18 protein-coding genes are annotated in these 20,469 nt (G+C 47.5%); 2 read left to right on the forward strand and 16 right to left on the reverse strand.

All coding sequences use genetic code 11. From position 1 onward, the window contains the following. Window positions 1-236 precede the first annotated feature (236 nt). Window positions 237-722: a transcription elongation factor GreA gene (gene greA / locus G5B47_RS14200; RefSeq protein WP_165099206.1), complete on the forward strand. Its 486-nt coding sequence runs from the start codon at window positions 237-239 to the stop codon at window positions 720-722. A gap of 454 nt (window positions 723-1,176) precedes the next feature. Here greA and G5B47_RS14205 read toward each other — a convergent pair whose 3' ends face one another. The 10 genes from G5B47_RS14205 to hemA all read right to left on the reverse strand — a co-directional run bounded on the left by G5B47_RS14205 (window position 1,177) and on the right by hemA (window position 12,404). Then, a complete protein-coding gene (locus G5B47_RS14205) occupies window positions 1,177-2,058 on the reverse strand; it encodes an RluA family pseudouridine synthase (protein WP_165099666.1) in 882 nt (293 codons plus the stop codon). Window positions 2,059-2,117: 59 nt separating this feature from the next. Next, entirely contained in the window at window positions 2,118-3,419 is a 1,302-nt protein-coding gene (gene hemL, locus G5B47_RS14210) for a glutamate-1-semialdehyde 2,1-aminomutase (RefSeq protein WP_165099208.1), read from the reverse strand. Window positions 3,420-3,553: 134 nt separating this feature from the next. Then, window positions 3,554-4,555 carry a porphobilinogen synthase gene (hemB, locus tag G5B47_RS14215; protein WP_165099210.1) on the reverse strand — a complete coding sequence of 334 codons (1,002 nt, stop codon included), beginning with the start codon at window positions 4,553-4,555 and terminating at the stop codon, window positions 3,554-3,556. A gap of 75 nt (window positions 4,556-4,630) precedes the next feature. Next, window positions 4,631-5,617, reverse strand: a complete 987-nt coding sequence (locus G5B47_RS14220; protein WP_165099212.1) for an aldo/keto reductase — start codon at window positions 5,615-5,617, stop codon at window positions 4,631-4,633. A gap of 237 nt (window positions 5,618-5,854) precedes the next feature. Beyond that, window positions 5,855-6,844 carry an SPL family radical SAM protein gene (locus G5B47_RS14225; RefSeq protein ID WP_165099214.1) on the reverse strand — a complete coding sequence of 330 codons (990 nt, stop codon included), beginning with the start codon at window positions 6,842-6,844 and terminating at the stop codon, window positions 5,855-5,857. A 166-nt stretch (window positions 6,845-7,010) separates the two neighbouring features. Next, the gene (cobA, locus tag G5B47_RS14230; RefSeq protein ID WP_165099216.1) at window positions 7,011-8,552 is read right to left on the reverse strand and encodes a uroporphyrinogen-III C-methyltransferase; all 1,542 of its coding nucleotides are present in this window, start codon (window positions 8,550-8,552) and stop codon (window positions 7,011-7,013) included. A gap of 5 nt (window positions 8,553-8,557) precedes the next feature. Beyond that, entirely contained in the window at window positions 8,558-9,514 is a 957-nt protein-coding gene (hemC, locus tag G5B47_RS14235; RefSeq protein WP_165099219.1) for a hydroxymethylbilane synthase, read from the reverse strand. Window positions 9,515-9,519: 5 nt separating this feature from the next. After that, window positions 9,520-10,167: a precorrin-2 dehydrogenase/sirohydrochlorin ferrochelatase family protein gene (locus tag G5B47_RS14240; protein WP_165099222.1), complete on the reverse strand. Its 648-nt coding sequence runs from the start codon at window positions 10,165-10,167 to the stop codon at window positions 9,520-9,522. Window positions 10,168-10,173: 6 nt separating this feature from the next. Then, window positions 10,174-11,001, reverse strand: a complete 828-nt coding sequence (ccsA, locus tag G5B47_RS14245; protein WP_165099225.1) for a cytochrome c biogenesis protein CcsA — start codon at window positions 10,999-11,001, stop codon at window positions 10,174-10,176. Window positions 11,002-11,015: 14 nt separating this feature from the next. Then, window positions 11,016-12,404 carry a glutamyl-tRNA reductase gene (gene hemA / locus G5B47_RS14250; protein ID WP_165099669.1) on the reverse strand — a complete coding sequence of 463 codons (1,389 nt, stop codon included), beginning with the start codon at window positions 12,402-12,404 and terminating at the stop codon, window positions 11,016-11,018. A gap of 549 nt (window positions 12,405-12,953) precedes the next feature. Here hemA and G5B47_RS14255 point away from each other — a divergent pair. After that, window positions 12,954-13,115: a hypothetical protein gene (locus tag G5B47_RS14255; RefSeq protein ID WP_165099228.1), complete on the forward strand. Its 162-nt coding sequence runs from the start codon at window positions 12,954-12,956 to the stop codon at window positions 13,113-13,115. 63 nt (window positions 13,116-13,178) lie between these two features. Here G5B47_RS14255 and G5B47_RS14260 read toward each other — a convergent pair whose 3' ends face one another. The 6 genes from G5B47_RS14260 to G5B47_RS14285 form a co-directional block, all read right to left on the reverse strand. Continuing rightward, the gene (locus tag G5B47_RS14260) at window positions 13,179-13,814 is read right to left on the reverse strand and encodes a YdcF family protein (protein ID WP_165099231.1); all 636 of its coding nucleotides are present in this window, start codon (window positions 13,812-13,814) and stop codon (window positions 13,179-13,181) included. Window positions 13,815-13,822: 8 nt separating this feature from the next. Then, the gene (locus G5B47_RS14265) at window positions 13,823-14,989 is read right to left on the reverse strand and encodes a nucleotide sugar dehydrogenase (protein WP_165099234.1); all 1,167 of its coding nucleotides are present in this window, start codon (window positions 14,987-14,989) and stop codon (window positions 13,823-13,825) included. 111 nt (window positions 14,990-15,100) lie between these two features. After that, window positions 15,101-16,474, reverse strand: a complete 1,374-nt coding sequence (locus tag G5B47_RS14270) for a mannose-1-phosphate guanylyltransferase/mannose-6-phosphate isomerase (protein ID WP_165099237.1) — start codon at window positions 16,472-16,474, stop codon at window positions 15,101-15,103. 176 nt (window positions 16,475-16,650) lie between these two features. Continuing rightward, window positions 16,651-18,072 carry a lipopolysaccharide biosynthesis protein gene (locus tag G5B47_RS14275; protein WP_165099239.1) on the reverse strand — a complete coding sequence of 474 codons (1,422 nt, stop codon included), beginning with the start codon at window positions 18,070-18,072 and terminating at the stop codon, window positions 16,651-16,653. Between the two features lie 219 nt (window positions 18,073-18,291). Next, complete coding sequence (locus G5B47_RS14280; protein ID WP_165099241.1) at window positions 18,292-19,185, reverse strand: glycosyltransferase; 894 nt, start codon at window positions 19,183-19,185, stop codon at window positions 18,292-18,294. Between the two features lie 66 nt (window positions 19,186-19,251). Further along, the gene (locus G5B47_RS14285; RefSeq protein ID WP_165099243.1) at window positions 19,252-20,466 is read right to left on the reverse strand and encodes a glycosyltransferase family 4 protein; all 1,215 of its coding nucleotides are present in this window, start codon (window positions 20,464-20,466) and stop codon (window positions 19,252-19,254) included. Between the last annotated feature and the right edge of the window lie 3 nt (window positions 20,467-20,469).

The raw sequence follows: 20,469 nt of genomic DNA on the forward strand, positions 1-20,469 counted from the left end.
AATGTCCTCCTTCTTGGCATAATCTAACCCCGGGACAGGCCCGGAGCGTAAGCCCAAAATGTTACTCTCCCCATGTATATGCTTTGAACAAGAGCACATGACCAATCCGTTTGAAAACCAGGGCTGAAGTCACCTGAATACCAGGGTTATCCGCAGGTAAAGGGCGATTATCACATTCACTCCGATTTGGGGTACAATAGAGACAGAGTCAAAAGCGAATTGGGAGTTGTGATCAAATGGCGAATAAAGAAGATGAAATCATCCTGACTCCGGAGGGCTATGCCCAATTGGACGAAGAGCTGAAAGAGCTTAAAACGGTCAAGCGCAAGGAGCTGGCCGAGCGTCTGAAAGTGGCGATCAGCTACGGCGACCTTAAGGAAAACAGCGAGTACCACTCTGCCAAGGACGACCAGGCGTTCATGGAGACTCGGATCAAGCAGTTGGAGAACATGATGAAGTATGCCCGAGTGGTCAGTGCGGATAGTCTGGATGTTACCTCTGTCTCCGTTGGATCACTCGTCGTGCTGAATGATATCGAGTTCTCGGAAAAAGTCGAATACCGGATTGTGAGCCCAGCCGAAGCCGATGTCGACCAGAATAAAATTTCGTACGAAAGTCCCCTGGGCAAAGAGCTTCTCGGCAAAAAAGCCGGCAGCGTCATCAAGGTCGATGCGCCAGCCGGCGTCATTGAGTACGAACTGCTGGAAATCCGGTTGGCTTAATAGCCGGTGACATTGAGCGCGAGCACTAGAAACTCGGCTGGTCTGACAGTAGCTCGTAGGTTATGATACGGCGGGAGGGCCGGGCGGTTAGTCTCTGGTGACTCCGGCGCGAACGGGAAAAACTCCCTCTTATTAGGGGCATCGGGCCATTAAGCCGGAAAAACTCCTTCTCATTTCCTGCAAAAAGGGCATCCGGGCGTTTAAACAGGAAAAACTCCGGCTTATCGATGTAATCTGGGCCGTTTTAAGTGAAAACGCCGAATTAAGATGGAGGAATTCCCGTTCAGGCGCAGCCTAAGGCCATTTTTGGAGCAATAAAAGGGAGAAATTCCGTTTCAGTCCATTCAGCCTCCCGGCGGGCTTTCTTTCTTCCGCATAATCTCAAACGAAAAAAAGGATCAAAAGCGCTCGTCGGCCGTTCTGACGCGCTTTTGATCCTTTTTTGCTTGGCTAGCTAGCCGCTGCTTCCGCCAAGAACATGCCGCAGTCCCAGCATATCGTCCGGCCAGGGATCGGCAATGTCCAGCTCTTCCCCGGTCCAGGGATGCGCAAAGCGCAGGGCCTCTCCGTGGAGCGCCTGCCGGAGCAGCGGGCGGGCCCCCTCGACTTCGGGTGCCTTCGGCCCGCCATACAGCTCATCCCCGTACAGGGGATGGCCGATATGGCTTAAATGCACCCGGATCTGGTGCGTCCGGCCCGTCTCCAGCTCGATGTGCAGAAGCGATGCGCCCTGCCACACCTCGCGGCCGACAATCCGGGTCACGGCCGGCTGCCCGCCCGGGGATACCCTCCGTCGTCCGGCATGATGGCGGTCGCGGCCGATTGGCTGATCGATCACGGTCAGCGACTTCGGCACCTCTCCCCGGACAATGGCGGCATATCTGCGGGAAATCGTCTTCTCCCGCATCGCCTCGTCCAGAACCGCCTGCGCGAATTCATTCTTTGCGTAGAGCACCGGCCCGGTCGTGTCCTTGTCCAGCCGGTGAATATGCCGCACGGCGCAACTCTCGCCGGAAGCGGCGTAATGGGCGGCGACCGCATGATCCAGCGTCACGCCGCTCCCGCTGCCGTCGGGATGAATCGCCATGCCCGCAGGCTTGTGAACGACGAGGCAGAAATCGTCCTCGTGCAGCACCTCAAGCTCCTGCCAGACCGGTTCAATCCCCGGTTCCCTCGGCGGAAAAAGGGCCAACCGCAGCCGGTCCCCTCTCCACTGGATGCCTTCCTCGCGGCGAAGCCTCGCCAGCAGCTTGTCCGGCATCCTCACCGTCTCCTTCAGCCACCGGTCGATGGCTTCGCCCTTATCCTCGGCTGAGGTTACGCTGCGCCCGGGCATGGTCTCCAGCCATTCTCCGCGCCGTACCCAGCCGGGCTTCCTGACAGGTTCGCCCGGCCTCACAGCGACTTCAGGGCCGCGCGGTGAGCCTCAATCGTGTCGTCGATGTCCTGCTCGCTGTGCGCCGCCGAAATAAACATGCCCTCAAATTGCGATGGAGGCACGCTGATTCCCTGCTCCAGCATCTGGCCGAAATAAGCGCGGAAACGGTTCACGTCGCTGGCCTTGGCTGTGTCGTAATTGGTAACCGGCCCCTCCGTAAAGAACGGGCACACCATCGAACCGACGCGATTAACGGTCAGCGGCACTCCGGCCTCCTCCGCATTCACCTTGAGCCCTGCTTCCAGACGCTCGCCCAGCGTTTCCAGCCGGTCGTAGACCTCCGGCGTCAGCAGCTTCAGCGTCGTAAGTCCCGCCGCCATCGCCAGCGGATTGCCACTGAGCGTGCCCGCCTGGTAGATCGGACCGGATGGAGCGATCTGCTCCATAATCTCCCGGCTTCCGCCATAGGCGCCGACGGGCAGTCCGCCGCCGATGACCTTGCCAAAGCAGGTCAGGTCCGGCTTGATGCCGAACAGGCCCTGCGCGCAGCCCCGGTTCACGCGGAAGCCCGTCATCACCTCGTCAAAAATAAGCAGGGCTCCATAGCCCGTTGTGACCTTGCGGAGGCCTTCCAGAAATCCGGGGGCCGGCGGAACCACGCCCATATTCCCGGCAATCGGCTCCACGATAATCGCGGCGATATCATTGCCAAACCGCTCGAAAGCCAGCTTGACCGATTCCAGATCGTTGTATGGTACCGCAATCGTGTTCGCGGCAATCCCTTCCGGCACCCCCGGGCTGTCCGGCAGTCCGAGCGTCGCAACGCCGGAGCCCGCCTTGATCAGCAGGCTGTCGCCATGGCCGTGGTAGGAGCCTTCGAATTTCACAATTTTGCTTCTTCCTGTATAGCCACGGGCCAGTCGGATTGCGCTCATCGTCGCTTCCGTGCCGGAGTTGACCATACGCACGATGTCCACCGATTCGACGCGTTCCACGACCGTCTTGGCCATTTCCGTCTCGATCAGCGTAGGCGCCCCGAAGCTCGTTCCTCTGACCGCCGTTTCCTGCAGCACCTTGACCACTTCCGGATGGGCATGGCCCATGATGAGCGGTCCCCAGGAGCAGACATAATCAATAAAGCTGTTCCCGTCGATATCGTAAATCCGGGAGCCTTCCCCGCGTTCCACATAGATCGGTGTCAACCCGACCGATTTGAACGCCCGGACCGGGCTGTTCACCCCGCCGGGAATGTAGTTCTTCGCCTCTTCAAAGGCTGCCCGGGAAGCTTCCTCCCTCCGGGCCAAGCTTTCCTTGCCCATTCCAGAAACCCTCCTGTCTCAAGAAGAAACGCCTGACGGCGTCCTGAAGGACGCCCGTACGTTTCTCGTAGAAATATTAGGCTAGTAATACCCGCGATACTAATAAATACTTACATTTTGAAAAAGCCTTTCAATTACTCCCCGCGCAGCCAGCGGACCGCGTCCTTGGCATGATACGTGATAATTGTATCGGCTCCTGCGCGCTTAAGGCCCGTCAGAAGCTCCAGCACAATCGCCTTCTCGTTGATCCAGCCCTGCCGCGCGGCCGCCTTGACCATCGAGTATTCGCCGCTGACGTTATAGGCGACAAGCGGAAGATCGAACTGCTCGCGGATCACGCGAATAACGTCCATATAAGCGAGCGCCGGCTTCACCATCAGCATGTCGGCGCCTTCCAGCACATCGCTCTCCGCTTCGCGGATCGCTTCGCGCACGTTCGCCGGGTCCATCTGATACGTCTTCCGGTCGCCGAACTGCGGCGCCGAGTCCGCCGCCTCGCGGAACGGGCCGTAGAAAGCCGAAGCGTACTTAACCGAATAGGACATGATCGGCACATGCTGGAACCCGGCCTCGTCCAGCCCGGCTCGGATTGCCTGCACGAATCCGTCCATCATGTTCGACGGCGCGATGATGTCCGCTCCGGCCTTCGCCTGCGAGACCGCCGTGCGGGTGAGCAGCTCAAGCGAAGCGTCGTTCAGCACATCGCCGTGTACGACGCCGTCTACGGTGTGGGTATGGACCATGCCGCAGTGGCCGTGGTCCGTGAACTCGCACAGGCATGTATCGGCGATAACCAGCAGATCGGGATACCACTGCTTGATCAGGCGCGTCGCCTCCTGCACGATACCGTACTCGTCGAAGCCCGAGGAGCCGACGGCGTCCTTCGTCTCGGGAATGCCGAACAGCAGAACCGCCGGTATCCCTAAGGAGACGATTTCATCGACTTCCTCTTTCAGCGTGTCGAGCGAGAAATGAAAGACGCCCGGCATGGACCCGATTTCATTCTTGATTCCGGTTCCGTACGTAACAAAGATCGGTTGTATCAAATCAAGCGGATTCAGCACCGTCTCGCGCACCATTCCGCGAATTCCGGCGGAAGACCGCAAGCGGCGGTGCCGCGTAATCGGAAAGCTCATTCTACTTCCTCCTGTATTTCCGTTAGTGTTAACAAATATCCGGCTCCCATCCGCCGCAATTCAACGAACGCGGGATTACCGGTCAATGGCTTTCATCGAAGCCTCGGGATACCGGAAACCCGCGGCCGCTCCCTGCGGAGCCGCATCTTCGATCCGGCGCAGATCATCCTCGTCCAGCGTTACATCCAGAGCGCCGATGTTCTCTTCCAGATAGGATCTGCGTTTCGTTCCCGGAATCGGCACGATGTCATCTCCCCGGCTGAGCAGCCAGGCCAGCGCCAGCTGCGAGGATGAGCAGCCTTTTTCCTTGGCAATCTCATGAATGCGATCGACCAAATCGAGATTCTTGCGGAAGTTATCCCCCTGAAACCGCGGAGCGAATCTCCGGTAATCATTCTCTTCCAAATCGTCGAAGGATTTAATCTGACCGGTCAGAAATCCTCTGCCCAGCGGGCTGTACGCCACAAAGCCGATGCCCTGTTCCCGGCAGAACGGCAGGATCTCATCCTCAACCTCCCGGCTCCACAGCGAATATTCCGTCTGCAGCGCGGCAATGGGATGAACGGCATGCGCTTTGGCTATCGTCCGGGGCGACGCCTCGGATAATCCGAGGTATCGTACCTTGCCAGCTTGTACAAGATCGGCCATGGCGCCGACCGTCTCTTCAATCGGTGTATTCGGATCGACGCGGTGCTGATAATAGAGGTCGATATGATCCACGCCGAGCCGCCGCAGGCTGGCATCGCATGCTTGCTTCACATACTCGGGCCTGCCGTTAATGCCAAGCATCGTTCCGTCGGCCGCGCGGACGTTGCCGAATTTCGTTGCCAGGATAACGTTGTTCCGCTGTCCCTTGATCGCCCGTCCGACCAGTTCCTCGTTTCTGCCGACGCCGTACATATCAGCCGTATCGAGGAAAGTAATGCCCAGCTCAATCGCCCGGTGGATCGTACGGATGGATTCCTTTTCGTCGAGGCCGCCGTAGAATTCGGACATGCCCATACAGCCGAGACCAAGAGCGGAAACCTCCAGACCGGATTTGCCCAATTCGCGTTTCTTCATATCCATCCCTCATTTCTCAATGAATATTAAAGCCGATGACTAACCCTTTAATTTTAACGCAGCCTGCCGGGAAAAGCATCTTTATCCATTCTGAAAAAGAGGCAAAGAAGTCTGTCTACGCTCAAGTCCGCCTCTAGCGGCTCTTCCCTATAACACCTGGAGACAACAGAATTCCCAGCCGAAGACCGATCTGTCCTCTCCGATCCGCGCCGGGGGATATTGCCCATTAGCCCATTGTCAAAACGGAAAAGACAGCTGCTCGACCGGCGGCTCTCCAGCGATTTCGACTAACCCTGGACGCCCCGGCTCATCTCCTGCGCGGTTCGCGCCTCTTGGGAGAGACCACTCCAGCGCGGCGCGGAACCTTGAAGCGTACTTGCGGTGCAGTTCATCCAGAAGCCGGGACATGTTCTCGCGATAGCCCGCTTCGGCATAACTTCCGTCCGCATACATTCTTCGGTACCGTTCCAGAACATCCGGGAACTGTTCTTTCAGCGTGCGGAAATACCAGTCTTTCACATCCGGGGAAAGGCGCAGCAGCGAGGTCATGACCGATTCAGCTCCCCGCTGCGCCGAGGCGGCGAACAGCGCTTCAAGCCCCTCAAGATCATCGGTCAGCAGAGGAAGGATTGGGGCGATGAACACGCTCGTCGCAATTCCCCGTTCCGCCAGCTTTTGGAGCGTATCCAGTCTCTTGGAAGGGAGCGGCGATCTCGGTTCCAGCCTGCGCGCCAGTCTGTCATTCAGCGTATTGATGCTGATATTGACCGTAAGTGAACGCATTTGCTCCAGGAGATCCAGGTCCCGCAGGATTAATGGAGAGCGGGTAGTCACCGAGGTGCGGATACCGTACTTGGCCAGCACCATCAGACATTTTCGGGTCAGTTCCGTTCTGCCCTCAACCGGCTGATAAGGATCGGTTGCCGTCCCGATCACCACTTCGCCCAACTCCTTGCGCATGGCTTCCAGATCATGCCGGTGTCTGCGGGCCAGTCTCGACAGCTGTTCCTCCAGCGCCTCCGCCGCGTTCATCTTGAGTATAATATGGTTCTGGAATTCGTCGTCCGCCTTCTTGTCGATGAAGCCCTGAAATCCTCTGGCATAACAGAAGCTGCAGCCATGCGCGCATCCCCGGTACGGATTGACCGACCAGCCGAAGGGCATTCGTTCCTCTTTTACCCGTGTCATTCCCGTCTTCGTTGTTACCGGTTCGTATGTCTTCGGCATTGTCTCACCCTCCAGATAAGAACATTTGTTCCTATATCATATCACATCCGGAGGATTTAATACAGAGACGCGAAGCGAAACCGGACAACCCGGGATGAAAAGGAACGCCAAACAGCCCGGCGAGCAATGCCTTAGCCGGGCTGTGACGGGCAGCCGTGTTTATGAATCAGCGTGTCTGTTCATTCCAGCGGCACAACTCGCGAACCAGCGAGTCGATTGTCGCTTCCTCCGCCAGCAGTCCGGGCTCAAGTCCCGCTTCCACGGCCGTCTGTTCGGTGAGCGGACCGATGCTCGCAATCTTCACCTTCTGAAGCAGCGGCAGCGGATCTTCCAGCCCCATCCGCTTCAATACTTCGAGAAGGTACTTCACCGTCGACGAGCTGGTGAAGGTGACGGCATGAATTCGCCCTTCCTCCAGCAGCTTCAATAATTCGATGTCATCCTCGCCGGTAACGACCGTCTCATACGTGTCGATCTCCGTCACCGAGAGGCCGAGCTCCTCCAGCTTCTGCGGCAGCCAGTTCCGGGCGAGATCGCCGCGCGGCAGCAGCACCTTTTGCCCGGGAAGCAGTTCACTGCCGTATGCCTCAATCAGCCCCTCCGCCTGGAAGCGGGCCGGCAGCTCCTCTGCAATTATGCCACGCTCGGCAAGCGCCGCTGCGGTTGCGGGTCCGATAGCGGCAATGCGGGCGCCGGACAAGCCGCGAATGTCCGCTTTCAGCTCCGCCAGATGGCGGAAGAAGAACTCCACGCCATTGACGCTCGTAAAGAACACCCAATCATATTCCGGGAGCTTCGACAGCGCCGAAGCGATAGCCTCCCGCTTCTCTTCGCTCTGCGGCATGACCGTTTCGATCACCGGGAATTCATAAGGTTCTCCGCCTAAGTCCTCAATCCGCTCCACCAGCTCGCTCGCCTGGCTGCGCGCCCGGGTGACAAGTATCCGCTTGCCGAACAGCGGAAGCGCCTCGGCCCATTTCAGCTCCTCCCGCTGCTTCACCACATCGCCGACGACGATAACGGCCGGCGACCCGAAATTCGCCGCTTTCACCTTCTCTTCAATGTCGGCGAGCGTACCGGTCAGCGTCTCCTGCTCCGCGCGCGTTCCCCAGCGGACCAGCGCCACCGGCGTTTCCGGCGGACGCCCGTGCTTGATCAGGTTATCGCTGATATAGCCGATTTTGGCAACCCCCATCAGAAAGACGAGTGTTCCCGTGGCATTTGTCACTTTATCCCAATGAATCGAGCGGTCCAGCTTGTCTGGGCTTTCATGCCCGGTAATAATTGACAAAGAAGATGCATAGTCGCGGTGAGTGACCGGAATGCCGGCATAAGCCGGCACACTGATCGCCGAGGTAATTCCCGGAACAATTTCGTAAGAAATGCCGTTTTTGCGCAGAAGCTCCGCTTCCTCGCCCACCCGGCCAAAAATCGTCGGATCGCCGCCCTTTAATCTCACCACCGTCTTGCCCTGAAGCGCCAGATCGACGAGCAGCTGATTGATTTCCTCCTGCTTCATCGTATGCCGGTCCGGGAGCTTGCCCACATAGATTTTCTCTCCGCCGGGAGGCATCCATTTCAGCAGCCGGGGACTGGCCAGCCGGTCATAGACCAGCACATCCGCCTTCTTGATACACTCCATGCCCTTAATCGTGATGAGCTTGGCATCCCCTGGACCCGCGCCCACCAAATACACTTTGCCCGTCAATCTCCTCAACCCCTTAGCTGTGACAAAATCTTCTCCGCACCCCTCACGGTCAACGCTTTCGCCACTTCTTCGCCCAGCAGCACCGGATCGGTCCCGGTACATGTCTCCTTCAATATAACGGCTCCGTCCGGCGTGCCGACCATTCCGGAAAGCGTAAGGCGCCGGCCTTCAGCCGCAGCGCCGGTCTCTGCACTCTTCTCAAGTGTAGCAAAAGCGCCGATCGGCACCTGACAGCCGCCGTTCAGCACGCCGAGAAAGCGACGCTCCGCGGCAACCGTGAGTGCAGTCTCTTCATCATTATACAATGAAAGCAGCTTCCGCAGCTCGGCATCGTCTTCGCGGCATTCAATCCCAAGCGCCCCCTGCCCCACAGCGGGGAGACACTCCTCCGGCGGCAGATAGGCCGTCACGCGGTCCTGCCAGCCCATCCGGGTCAAGCCCGCCGCCGCCAGCAGGATCGCGTCATACTCGCCGCTCTCCAGCTTCCGCAGCCTAGAGTCGATGTTGCCGCGCACCGGCTCGATGACCAGATCCGGCCGCAGCGCCGCAAGCTGGCTGGAACGCCGCAGACTGCTTGTGCCGACCCGCGCTCCCTCCGGAAGTTCCGCGAGCCCGGCTCCTTCGCGCGAAATCAGGCAATCTCTTGGATCGACGCGCCGGGGAACCGCGGCGTTCATAAGTCCGGCCGGCAGCTCGGAGGGCATATCCTTCATGCTGTGCACAGCCATGTCGATCTCCCGGTCCAGCATCGCCTGTTCAATCTCCTTGACGAACAGCCCCTTGCCGCCCACCTTGGAGAGGGTCACGTCAAGAATACGGTCGCCTTTGGTGACGATTTTTTTCACCTCGAAATCAAAAGAGAAGCCGTGCTCCCCGCACAGCCGCTTCAAATCTTCAATCACCTGGCCGGTCTGCGTCAATGCCAGCGCGCTTTGTCTGCTGCCCACGATAATCGTTCGCATCTTTGTTATTCCTCCCGATGTTGTGCGATCCAGGCCTCGATTTGCTCCGAATCCCACTCAGTAAAGGTACCCCTTCTGATTTCATCCAGCACACTCAGCGTGCCCAGCCTTCTCAGGAGAGTCTGCCGAGCCTCAGGCGACGGTTCCCGCCGCTTGATCTCCTGCCGCATGCGATATAAAAAATCCAGATAAGCTTCGTACTCCTCGCCAAACGTTTCCTCCAGCAGCTTCGTGAGCTTCGCGGCGGTGCCGGGTCCCGCACCCGAAGTCGATACCGCCACGGTCAGACGGCCCCTGCGCAGCACGCCCGGCGTGATGAAGCTCCCGGCTTCCGCATCGCTGCCCACATTCACCGGCACGCCCAGGCTGTCCGCTTCGCGCGCTACTTCCCCGTTCACCCTGGAATCGTCGGTCGCCGCATAGACAAGAAAAGCTCCGCGGGCATCCCCGGGAGCATAGCTGCGGTTCAGCCAGACAACGGCTCCTTGTTCCGCCAGCCCGGAAAGCCGCGGCGTCAGCGCAGGGCTGATTACCGTTACCGCCGCTCCGGCCTCCAGCAGCCCCATCGTCTTTCGCTCCGCCACCTTACCGCCTCCAACAACAATGCAGCGCCTTCCCTGAACGTCCAGCATAACCGGCAAATATACAGTCACCTATGATCACACTCCGCCCCAACGATGAAAATCGGACCATGAATTCAGCAAAAAATTCAGAATGATGAACCCGTAGCCCGAAACCGCCCAGTACGCCATGGTAATCCCGCTGCGCCGGCCCAACCGTTTAAGAACAAGATAGGTTATGTAAATCCCGAGCCCGATCAGCGTGGACAGCACTTTCAAATCCTGAAACAGCGGCAGCCGCCCTTCGGAGACAATCGAGATCCCGGCCACCACAAGCGACACCCCGAGCAGAGGCGTTCCCACAAGCACGGAGGTGTAAGCATATTTGTCAAGAACCTCCAGACTCGGCAGGCGCCGGACCCGGTCATTCCATTTCTTGTGCTTCAGCCTGGTATGCAGGAACAGGTACATGAGCCCGAACACGGCACCCAGCGTCAGCGCGGCAAAGCTCAAATTAGCGAGAATAATATGCATAGCCAGCCAACCGTGCACCGCTTTCCAGCTCTGGAGCGTATGGTCCTCAGCCGTCAGCCACACCCGGTTAAGCAAAAAGGCGCTAAACCCCGCCACACTCAGCAGCAGCACCGTGAACTCGGACCTTCGCATAAACGATTGAACCAGCGAAATCAGCACAATGGTGAAGGAGAACCAGAACAGAAAATCATACGGCGTAAATATCGGCAAACCCTTCTCCTCATAAAAGCGTATGCCAAGCCCTGCAGATTGAAGCAGACCGACAAAGACAAGAAGCCCTGTGCCTAACCGCTTCCGATCCGGACTCCTTTTCAGGCAATCCAGGAAATAAAACAGCAGGCTCAGGGCGTACAGCAGCAAGGCTGCGTCATATATTCCATTAAGGTATTGCATGCCGCGATCCTCCTTTAGAGGCCTGCCGGAGCAAAAGCACCCTTGGGCAGAGCGGCATTTCCGCTGCCGGGCGAAGGTTCGGGCGATTGGCGGCTTCGCTCGGAAGCGACTTTCCCGCCTTCCGTTCCTGTCTCCAGCCGGTCCTCCAGCGCGAAGATCTTGGTGAAGTAATCCAGCGCTTCGCTGCCGTTCTTATCACAGGACATCTCTTTGATGACATTGATCGGGTCATGCATCATCTGGTTCACAATGCTCTTGGTCAGCCGGCGGATAATCTTGCGCTGATGCTCGTCCAGCTCTGGCAGCTTGTTGAACAGGCTCTCCAGCGTTTCCTCATGAATGGCATTCGATTTCTCCTGAAGTGCACGGATGACCGGCTGCACCCCCAGCGTCTTGAGCCAATGCTGAAAGCTTTCGGTCTCCTCCGCGATCATGCCTTCGATCTTCACGGCTTCACCCCGTCGCATTTCCATATTGCTCTCCACAATGCCCTCCAAATCATCGATATCGTACAAAAATACACCCGGAATCTCGGATGCGGCTGGGTCAATGTCGCGCGGAACCGCAATGTCGATCATGAACAGCGGCCGGGACGCACGATTCTTCATGCTGTGCGCGATTCGGTCAGCTGTCAGTACATAACCTCCCGCTCCGGTCGAGCTGATCACAATGTCGAACTCATGGAGCCGCAAGGCCGCTTCTTCCAGCGTGCACGGACGGCCCGCGAACTTCTCCGCCAGCTCCTCCGCGCGCGCCAGGGTGCGGTTCGCCACAACCACTTCCGCCGCGCCGCTTGCGTACAAGTGCTTGACCGTCAGCTCGCTCATTTTGCCCGCGCCGAGAATCAGCACTTTTTTGCCGGTGAACATGCCGAAGATCCGCTTACCCAGCTCAACGGCCGCGTAGCTGACCGATACCGCACTCTCCCCGATCGACGTCTCGCTGTGCGCCCGCTTGCCCACGGTTACCGCCTGCTTGAACAGCCGGTTGAACCATGTTCCCGTCGCGCCTTCGCCCTGAGCGGTCAAAAATGCGCTGCGAACCTGCCCCAAAATCTGCGTCTCGCCGATCACCATGGAATCCAGCCCGCAGGTAACCCGGAATAAATGCCGGATCGCTTGTTCATCCTCATATATATACATATGCTGTGTAAATTGCTCGCCTTTTACGCCGAACCACTGCTCCATGAAGCTGCGGAGAAAATACCCGCACATATGAAGACGGTCCACAACCACATAGATTTCCGTACGGTTGCAGGTAGCGACGATGACCCCCTCCAGCACGCTCTTCGTCCGCATTAGCTGATGAAGCGCTGCCGGGAGATCCTTCTCAGCAAAAGCAAACTGTTCCCTCACCTCGACAGGCGCTGTTCTGTAATTCAGGCCAACGGCGACGATGTGCATCTGCAAGTTCACCATCCTAATCTTAATTCGTTGCTGTATATTAGCATTTGCATGTTCAGCCCAAGTCAATCGCAGCTGCCCATTTCACATATTCGCTACACAACTATATAAAGTATATCACACAGACATCAGACTTCTTACGTATTTTTTGAATACTTTTTGAAATTAGAATGATTATAATGTAGAAAAAAGAATGGGGCAAGACGACCATGAAGATTCCTGTATTTTCGCAATCACGCAAAAAAGTCCTATCCCGTGCCAAATTTCCTGCAACTCAGCAAAAAAAGTCTAAGAAACAAATCTATATATGAGATTAATGCTATAAGGCGATTTTTCAGATGTGAATTATTAGTTAAGTTGTCAACAAGAAAATAACAGTTTGAGGTATAATATTCCATTTTAAAACTAAATCTCTAACCTTTTATGTGATGAACTATTCGAGAAAGAATATATGTAACAATTTTGTTTCGGGTCATAAAACGACAAACATTACTTTAGAACCAGCTTATAATTGGAGTAATATAGCAAATCGGTAAGGAGAACTCTATCATGCCCAACTACTATTTCAAAGAAATCTGGACTCCCTTAAAGCTGTTTCGGATCAGCTTCTTCCGTGATGACGAGGACCGCGTTTGGATTAAGTTTGGAACGAAGCCGCGAAGGCTGCTGCGCAGACAGGCTGCGGACAAGTCGGGTGGGGAGATCGTTTAGAAGCTTGGAATGGAAAAAAGGTGAATTATGTCGTCCAGTTCAAATCGCCGGCTCTAATCAGAGTTAGCGGAACCAGCCCTTGATCTGATCAAGGGTCTTTTTGGCTTCCGGCCCACGGTATCTGAACAAATTGCCGACCATTTTGGCATACTCGCTGAAAGTGATACCTCGACTGTACGGGCGACTCCACCACCGCTTGGCATCGTATCCGGAAACAGAGCTAACATAGGTCAATTCAATACCTGACTTCTTGTACACATGGTCAAAAATAAACTTCACCCGCCGCATATGAAAATCGGATGAAACCACAATGGCCGAGGTGAAGCCGTGCTCCTTCATAATAGGTAAAGTCAGTGCAGCATTGTCATATGTGCTTAAGGCTTTGTTTTCGGTAAAGATAGCTTCGGCAGGAACACCTAAGGTAAGGGTGGTTTGGAGCATGTTGCCTGAGGAGCTTGCTCCTTCCCGGTAGTTTGATAAGACCAGATATGGAGCGTACCCCGCTTTATACAGGTCAACCGCCTTCTCCACCCGGCCTGCACCTCCGCTTAATACGATGATCGCGTTCACGTTCTTAGGGGATTCTGCGACAACGAGAAAGCGACCTGCACAAAGAATGGTGAGGAAAATGAAAACGAGCAAGCATATGGGATACTTTAGCTTGCTTCGTTTATTTTTTTTGTTATTGGTGTTTTTCATATCACACCTTAATCCCTACTAAACAAATCTCTCGTATAAACCTTATCTATAACGTCTTTAATATCATCCGACAATCTATTTGTCACGATTACGTCTGAAGTCTTCTTAAATTCCTCAAAATCATTAATAACTCTTGAATTATAAAATTGATCTTCAGTAAGAGCAGGCTCATAAACTACAACCTCAACACCCTTTGCCTTAATTCGTTTCATAACCCCTTGAATTGAAGACTGTCTGAAGTTATCCGAATCCATTTTCATGGTTAATCTATATATCCCAACAACTTTCGGCTTCTTAGCCAGAATACTATCAGCAATATGATCTTTCCTTGTTCTATTCGAATCAACAATTGCGGCCATAATATTATTAGGAACATCGTTATAATTAGCCAGGAGTTGCTTTGTATCTTTAGGCAAGCAATAACCCCCGTAACCAAAAGAGGGATTATTGTAGTGACCGCCGATCCTTGGATCTAGACATACACCTTCAATTATTTGTTTTGCATCTAACCCTCTGACTTCTGAATACGTATCAAGTTCATTAAAGAAGGCAACTCTCATAGCCAGGTATGTATTTGCAAAAAGTTTTATCGCTTCAGCTTCCGTTGAGTTGGTAAATAAGACATCAATATTTTCTTTCAAAGAACCTTCTAATAAAAGATCAGCAAATTTCCTGGCTCTTTCAGATTGTTCTCCTACAACAATTCGAGAAGGATACAAGTTATCATATAAAGCTTTTCCTTCTCTTAAGAATTCTGGCGAGAAAAAAATGTTTTCCGTTTCAAATTTCTCTCTTACTTTTTTAGTGTATCCCACCGGTACTGTTGATTTAATAACCATTACTGCATCCGGGTTAATTGATAATACACTAGCAATAACTGCTTCAACAGTCCTGGTATTAAAATAATTCTTTTCTGGATCATAATTGGTAGGGGTAGAGATGATAACATACTCCGCGTCTTTAAAAGCCTTATAATTATCTGTTGTCGCGGTTAAGTTTAGTTCTTTTGTAGCCAAATATTCCTCAATTTCATTATCAAAGATAGGAGATCTTCTATTATTGATCATGTCTACTTTTTCTTGAATAATATCTAAAGCAATGACTTCATTGTGCTGAGCCAATAATACCGCATTGGATAATCCGACATAGCCTGTACCTGCTATTGTAATTTTCATTTCGAGAACACCCCTCTCTACATAATTGTAGCAAAGTAGCTTTTTAATGAAGATGCTTTTTTATGAAGCTATTTAATAATGTAAAGAACTACTTATCTCTTTTATTCTATTTTAGTACGCAGCATCATCGAATCTTACAATATCATCATCTTTCAAGTAATCTCCCATCTGTACTTCAATAATTTCTAGGCATTGTTTCCCTGGATTCTCAAGACTATGCTTCTGCCCTGCCTTAATAAAGATACTTTCCCCTGGTCGTACAAATCTAATTTCATCATCAATTGTTACCTTTGCCATTCCTTTAACAACAATCCAGTGTTCACTTCTATGATGATGTAATTGATAGCTTACTTTTTTACCTTGGTTAACTGAGATTCTTTTAATTCTAAATAAATTAGTCTCCTCTTCCAGTAACTTGTAATGCCCCCATGGACGGTAGTCTTGTACATGATATTCTGTTCTTATATCTTTTCGTGAATTTAATGTCTCTACAACCTCTTTAACCTTTTGAGACTGATCTTTTTTGCAAATAAGTAGAGCATCTCGGTTATCAATAATTATTAAGTCATCAACTCCAACTGTTGCAACCAGTTTGCTGGATTCTGTATGAATAATATTATTCGTTGAATCTATCAAAACATTGTGTTTGTTCAATATGTTGTTAGATTCATCTTTTTCGAACACATCATAAAATGAATCGAAACTACCAAGATCATTCCAACCTATGTCAACTGGGATAACAGCAACTCTTGAACTCTTTTCCATAATACCGTAATCAATAGAAATGCTGTTTTCAATTTTTGTGAAAGCTTCCTGTGCATTCGATGAAAACTTAAAAGCTTCAAATATCATAGGTGCATGTATTACTACTTCATCAATAAACAATTTAGAATTAAACATAAAAATACCGCTATTCCAGTAATATCCTAATTCCATGTATTCCACAGCCGTCTTATAATCAGGTTTTTCTTTAAACTCTTTGACTGTAAAACCATGTTCTTTTTTATCTCCAGGTGAAATATATCCAAAACCAGTATTAGGGTAGTCAGGTTTAATCCCAAAGGTTATCAAAAATTCCTTTGTCAATTTTTCTGAGGCTTTTATAATTTCTGCAAAATCTTTACTATTTACTATCATATGATCTGAAGGAACGACCACTACTGAATCATGTCCTTGTTTTTCAATTTCATGAACACCGACATAAATAGCTGGTAAGGTATTTTTCCCCTCTGGCTCAACTAGAATATTAACTTCATTGAAGTTATAACCTAATTCTTCAATTTCTCCCATAACTAAAAATTTGTAGTTTATATTGGTAACTACATAGATATTGGTTATATCTGTTATCATTAAACTTCTGATAAAAGTTTCTTGAAACAACGAGAGTTTATCTTCCTGTAGTTTAATAAATTGTTTGGGATACCCGTTTCGGCTCAAAGGCCATAACCTCGTTCCATTTCCTCCTGCTAAAATTATTACTTTCACTAGAGGTAATCCCTCCTTTTCATCAGTTATTATTCAGATATAAAACAAATAATGAAGTAATTTATTTGGTATCTTAAGTTACCATCGGATTGAGAAGAATTAAAAATGACTATTAAGATCTGTAATGACACAACCGTTATTAGAATTAAATAAATATAAAAAACATAAAATGAATATCATCTCACAAACAATTTTTTAATAACTTTGAATTGTTTGGTAACTAATAAACCTAGTATGAAACTTGCTCCAGCAACAAATAATTGTACAATTGTATTTTGCAAAATTGAATCTAATTTTATTGGTATAAAAAACAAAAAAATTATCATAATCAAGCAAATAATGATAGTATATTTCATTGGACTTAGCAGAGAGTGTAATGGTTTATTAAAAACAAATCTCGCTAGAATATAAAATGTCTGGAAGAAATTAATAGAAAAGGCTATAACTATACCAATTGCAACATCTTCTATTCTACCAAATATCCCCCCTACAACCATTGCAATTATATTAAGAGCTGAAGAAATTAATCCGGAAATAAATAAATACTTAAAATTGTTGGTTGCTTGGAATATTGCTCCTGTGCTAGATGATACCATTTGAAAAACTAAAGATATTGAAAGAATTTGAAATGTCGGCACACTCCCAATCCATTTATCTCCAAATAATAGAACAATTATATTTTCAGCTCCGTAAAAACAGAAGACAGTGAAAAAGCCTCCAATTATCGATAATAAATTAATTAATTTTTTAAATGCATCTAGAATATAATCTGTGTTATCTTGATATTTTGATAGTGCAGGGTGTAGTACTGGAGTAATTACAAAAGTGATACTCTGCAATGGATATAACATCAATTTATAGGCTTTATCATAATAACCCAAAGCAGAAGACCCCATTGTTTTACTTATTAAAATACTATCAAAGTTCCTAGAGAAATAATTAACAAAATTAAAGGCAAACTGAAATCCCGAATAGCTTTTTATAGATTTAATCGAATCCATGCCCCACTGAAGTTTTAATTTAACACCGGATTTTTTCATCATTAATATTAGCTTTATAAAACTCATTAGTATTATTTGGATAATCAAAGAATAATAACTAAATCCTATTCTAGCTAGGACTATTGCAATTATTCCAGTTATCAAATTCGTTACTATAGTAATAACTCCTAAAGACTTAAATTCATTGAATTTATACAAAAGATTCTGGGGAACTATAGCAGCTATTGAAAAAAATACTGCTAAACTTAGTAATCTAGTAACATTCAAATAGGCTGGATTATTAAAAAATGCAACAAATAAATTGCCACTAAGTGCGAAAATCACAGCTAAAAAAAATCCACAGACTAAAGTAAAATTAAAAATATTTATATGATCTCTTTCTTCTAGTTCTTTTTTTTGAATAATTGCCGGGCCTATTCCCATATCTCCTATCAAGTTAAAAAAAGTAATAAATACGGAAACTAATGCAACGACCCCAAACTCATTTGGCTGTAGAATCCTAGCCAATATACTAGTTAAGACAAGCTGAACAAGAGTATTACTATATTTTGCAGCAAAATTAATAAATATATTCTTTTTAAGTTCTTGCTCACTCATCTATTTATCTCTCCATAAAGTTAGTTCATATATTAATAAATATTTTATCAGCCAATTTCTTCAATACTGTGCTTTTTTCAAAATTTATGAAATGAAAATGAAATCAAACTTAATCCATCTTTTTTCATGATTAAATTACGTACTTTATTTTTAATACATTAATTTGTTATTTTTTTATAACTAAATTAAAGAAAGACAAAAAATATAATATTTGATTCTCTATTTCTTCATAAGACTTAATAAAACTTTCGAAGATTCTAAAGTATATTTATATATGAATCGTCTTTTCAAATAATTTTTATTACTTATCGCATCTGTAGATGAATCTTCTTTATGATATATATAAATTTCAGGAGTATACAATGTAATTAATTTATACTTTTTCGCCATAAAAAATAGTATATCTTCCTCAAGAAACATAAAAGTTTCTTCATACAATCCATCGTATCTATTAACATACTGTGGTGAAAAAATTAAGCAACTTCCATGTAATTGTATATTTTTTTGTTCATATTCATATATTTTTTTTTCAAAATGTTTTTCTTCAGTATTTCTTATTTTGTATATTTTTGATTTTAATTTACTTCTAATTCCAAGCAGTTTTGTTGTTAATGTTTCAATGCTCAAATAGTTTGATATTAAAAATATCCTTAAATAATAAATATTTTTCTTTAATTCTTTTAAACTCATACCTTGCGTTCTTTGAGGATTTTGATGTCCATTATCTGATAAAGAAATTATGTCAGGTCCTAAAATGTCAAATCTTTCATTGTTATATTTATTAATTATTTTTTCAACAAAATCTTTCTGTTTTATTATTGTATCGTTATTCAATAACATGATAAAATCTGATTTTAATTGATATTTAGCTAATCTATATCCAATATTATTTCCCTTTGAAAAACCAATATTTTCATTGTTTAGTGTTACAATCACCTTATTATTGTTTCTATATCTTTCGAATAATATTTTTCCTGTTCCATTGGGCGATCCATTATCAACGACTACTATTTTATATTTTTCATAGTTAGTATTTTCCAAAATTGAATCAATACATTCAACTGTATCATCTATAACGATATAATGTAGAATAACAAAAGTAAAAAAATACATGACACACCTTCTAATTTCAAAATTTTATAATCAAGACTTTATTAAAGAAACAAAAGAATCCCAATATTATCTATGATCGCCACTATCAACTAAGCTAGAATAAAGATCAACAAATTGTTCTATTTGGATATCTAAATCAAATTCATGTAATTTCTTGATACAATTATTCACTATTTCATTAATTAATTTTTTGTTATCAATAAAATAATTAAATGCATTTATTAAAGAATCTTCAGATTCAGGATTAAATATTACTCCTGTAGAATAATTATCGATTATTTCTGGTATGCCTCCTAGATTTGATCCAATAACAGGTAACCCATATTTATAAGCTTCTATCACAACTCTCCCAAAAGGTTCATACCACATTGATGGAATCACTAAAATGTCTGAATCTAGAAGTAAGTTTTTTTTCTCTTTCTCATTCAGAAATCGATGTAGTTTAATTCTATTATCTTTTTTCGCTTCTCCTTGTATGAATCCCCTTAAATTTCCCTCCCCGGCAATTTCTAATGATACGGAATCATTTTCTATTTTCGAAAAAGAATTAATAAGTTCAATAATCCCTTTATGTTTACTTAATGCTCCAAGGTAAACAAATCTTAACGAATCTCTTTTTTTGTTTATTCTATATAATCTAGTCTCCTCTAATTCCTTATAGTCTATTTCTATTGCATTATGTATAGTGTACGAGTTTATATGCTTAAAAAAGTCGTTATCATTAAAAATTCTATTTGTAAATTGTGAAGGTGCTGTTAATGCATCAATATTCTTGAATAAGTACCTATTAACCCCTCTGTATAATTGACAACTAATACAAGGATTATTACAAATCTCATTTTTTTTATTTAATAAATTTACTCTTGGGCATAGTATATAATAATCCCTTAAAGTATGAACTATCTTTATACTATTTATTTTAGCTGCATTATAAACAATGGGCGAAATACCATACAAATTATTTGTATGAACTATGTTGGGCTTTTCCTTCCTTAAAATAATGTTTATTTTTTTAAAGTTAAAAGGATTATAAATATCTAATAATCTATCAGTTACTTTTTTTATAGGATTTTTATATTTCCCCACTCTAAAAAAATTATTTGTTTTTAAGCGATATACTTTAACTCCCTCAATGTAATCAACAACATTGTTTTCTCCAGTTGTTATAACAAAAACTTCGAGTCCTTTATTGACTAGACCTTCAGCAAGTTTCTTTACACTTAATTCTGCTCCACCAATAATCTCTGGATAATAGTAAGCATTTATAATACCAACCTTCAATTC

Origin of the sequence: Paenibacillus apii, assembly GCF_011043685.1 — a bacterium.
GTDB lineage: Bacteria > Bacillota > Bacilli > Paenibacillales > Paenibacillaceae > Paenibacillus_AQ > Paenibacillus_AQ sabinae.

Coding starts and splice junctions, on each gene's coding strand:
- G5B47_RS14275 (WP_165099239.1), bottom strand. CDS start 18,072: ATGAGTGAGCAAGAACTTAAAAAGAATATATTTATTAATTTTGCTGCA.
- G5B47_RS14220 (WP_165099212.1), bottom strand. CDS start 5,617: ATGAAGAAACGCGAATTGGGCAAATCCGGTCTGGAGGTTTCCGCTCTT.
- G5B47_RS14225 (WP_165099214.1), bottom strand. CDS start 6,844: ATGCCGAAGACATACGAACCGGTAACAACGAAGACGGGAATGACACGG.
- greA (WP_165099206.1), top strand. CDS start 237: ATGGCGAATAAAGAAGATGAAATCATCCTGACTCCGGAGGGCTATGCC.
- hemL (WP_165099208.1), bottom strand. CDS start 3,419: ATGGGCAAGGAAAGCTTGGCCCGGAGGGAGGAAGCTTCCCGGGCAGCC.
- G5B47_RS14265 (WP_165099234.1), bottom strand. CDS start 14,989: ATGAAAATTACAATAGCAGGTACAGGCTATGTCGGATTATCCAATGCG.
- hemC (WP_165099219.1), bottom strand. CDS start 9,514: ATGCGAACGATTATCGTGGGCAGCAGACAAAGCGCGCTGGCATTGACG.
- ccsA (WP_165099225.1), bottom strand. CDS start 11,001: ATGCAATACCTTAATGGAATATATGACGCAGCCTTGCTGCTGTACGCC.
- G5B47_RS14260 (WP_165099231.1), bottom strand. CDS start 13,814: ATGAAAAACACCAATAACAAAAAAAATAAACGAAGCAAGCTAAAGTAT.
- hemB (WP_165099210.1), bottom strand. CDS start 4,555: ATGAGCTTTCCGATTACGCGGCACCGCCGCTTGCGGTCTTCCGCCGGA.
- hemA (WP_165099669.1), bottom strand. CDS start 12,404: ATGCACATCGTCGCCGTTGGCCTGAATTACAGAACAGCGCCTGTCGAG.
- G5B47_RS14280 (WP_165099241.1), bottom strand. CDS start 19,185: ATGTATTTTTTTACTTTTGTTATTCTACATTATATCGTTATAGATGAT.
- G5B47_RS14205 (WP_165099666.1), bottom strand. CDS start 2,058: ATGCCCGGGCGCAGCGTAACCTCAGCCGAGGATAAGGGCGAAGCCATC.
- G5B47_RS14255 (WP_165099228.1), top strand. CDS start 12,954: ATGCCCAACTACTATTTCAAAGAAATCTGGACTCCCTTAAAGCTGTTT.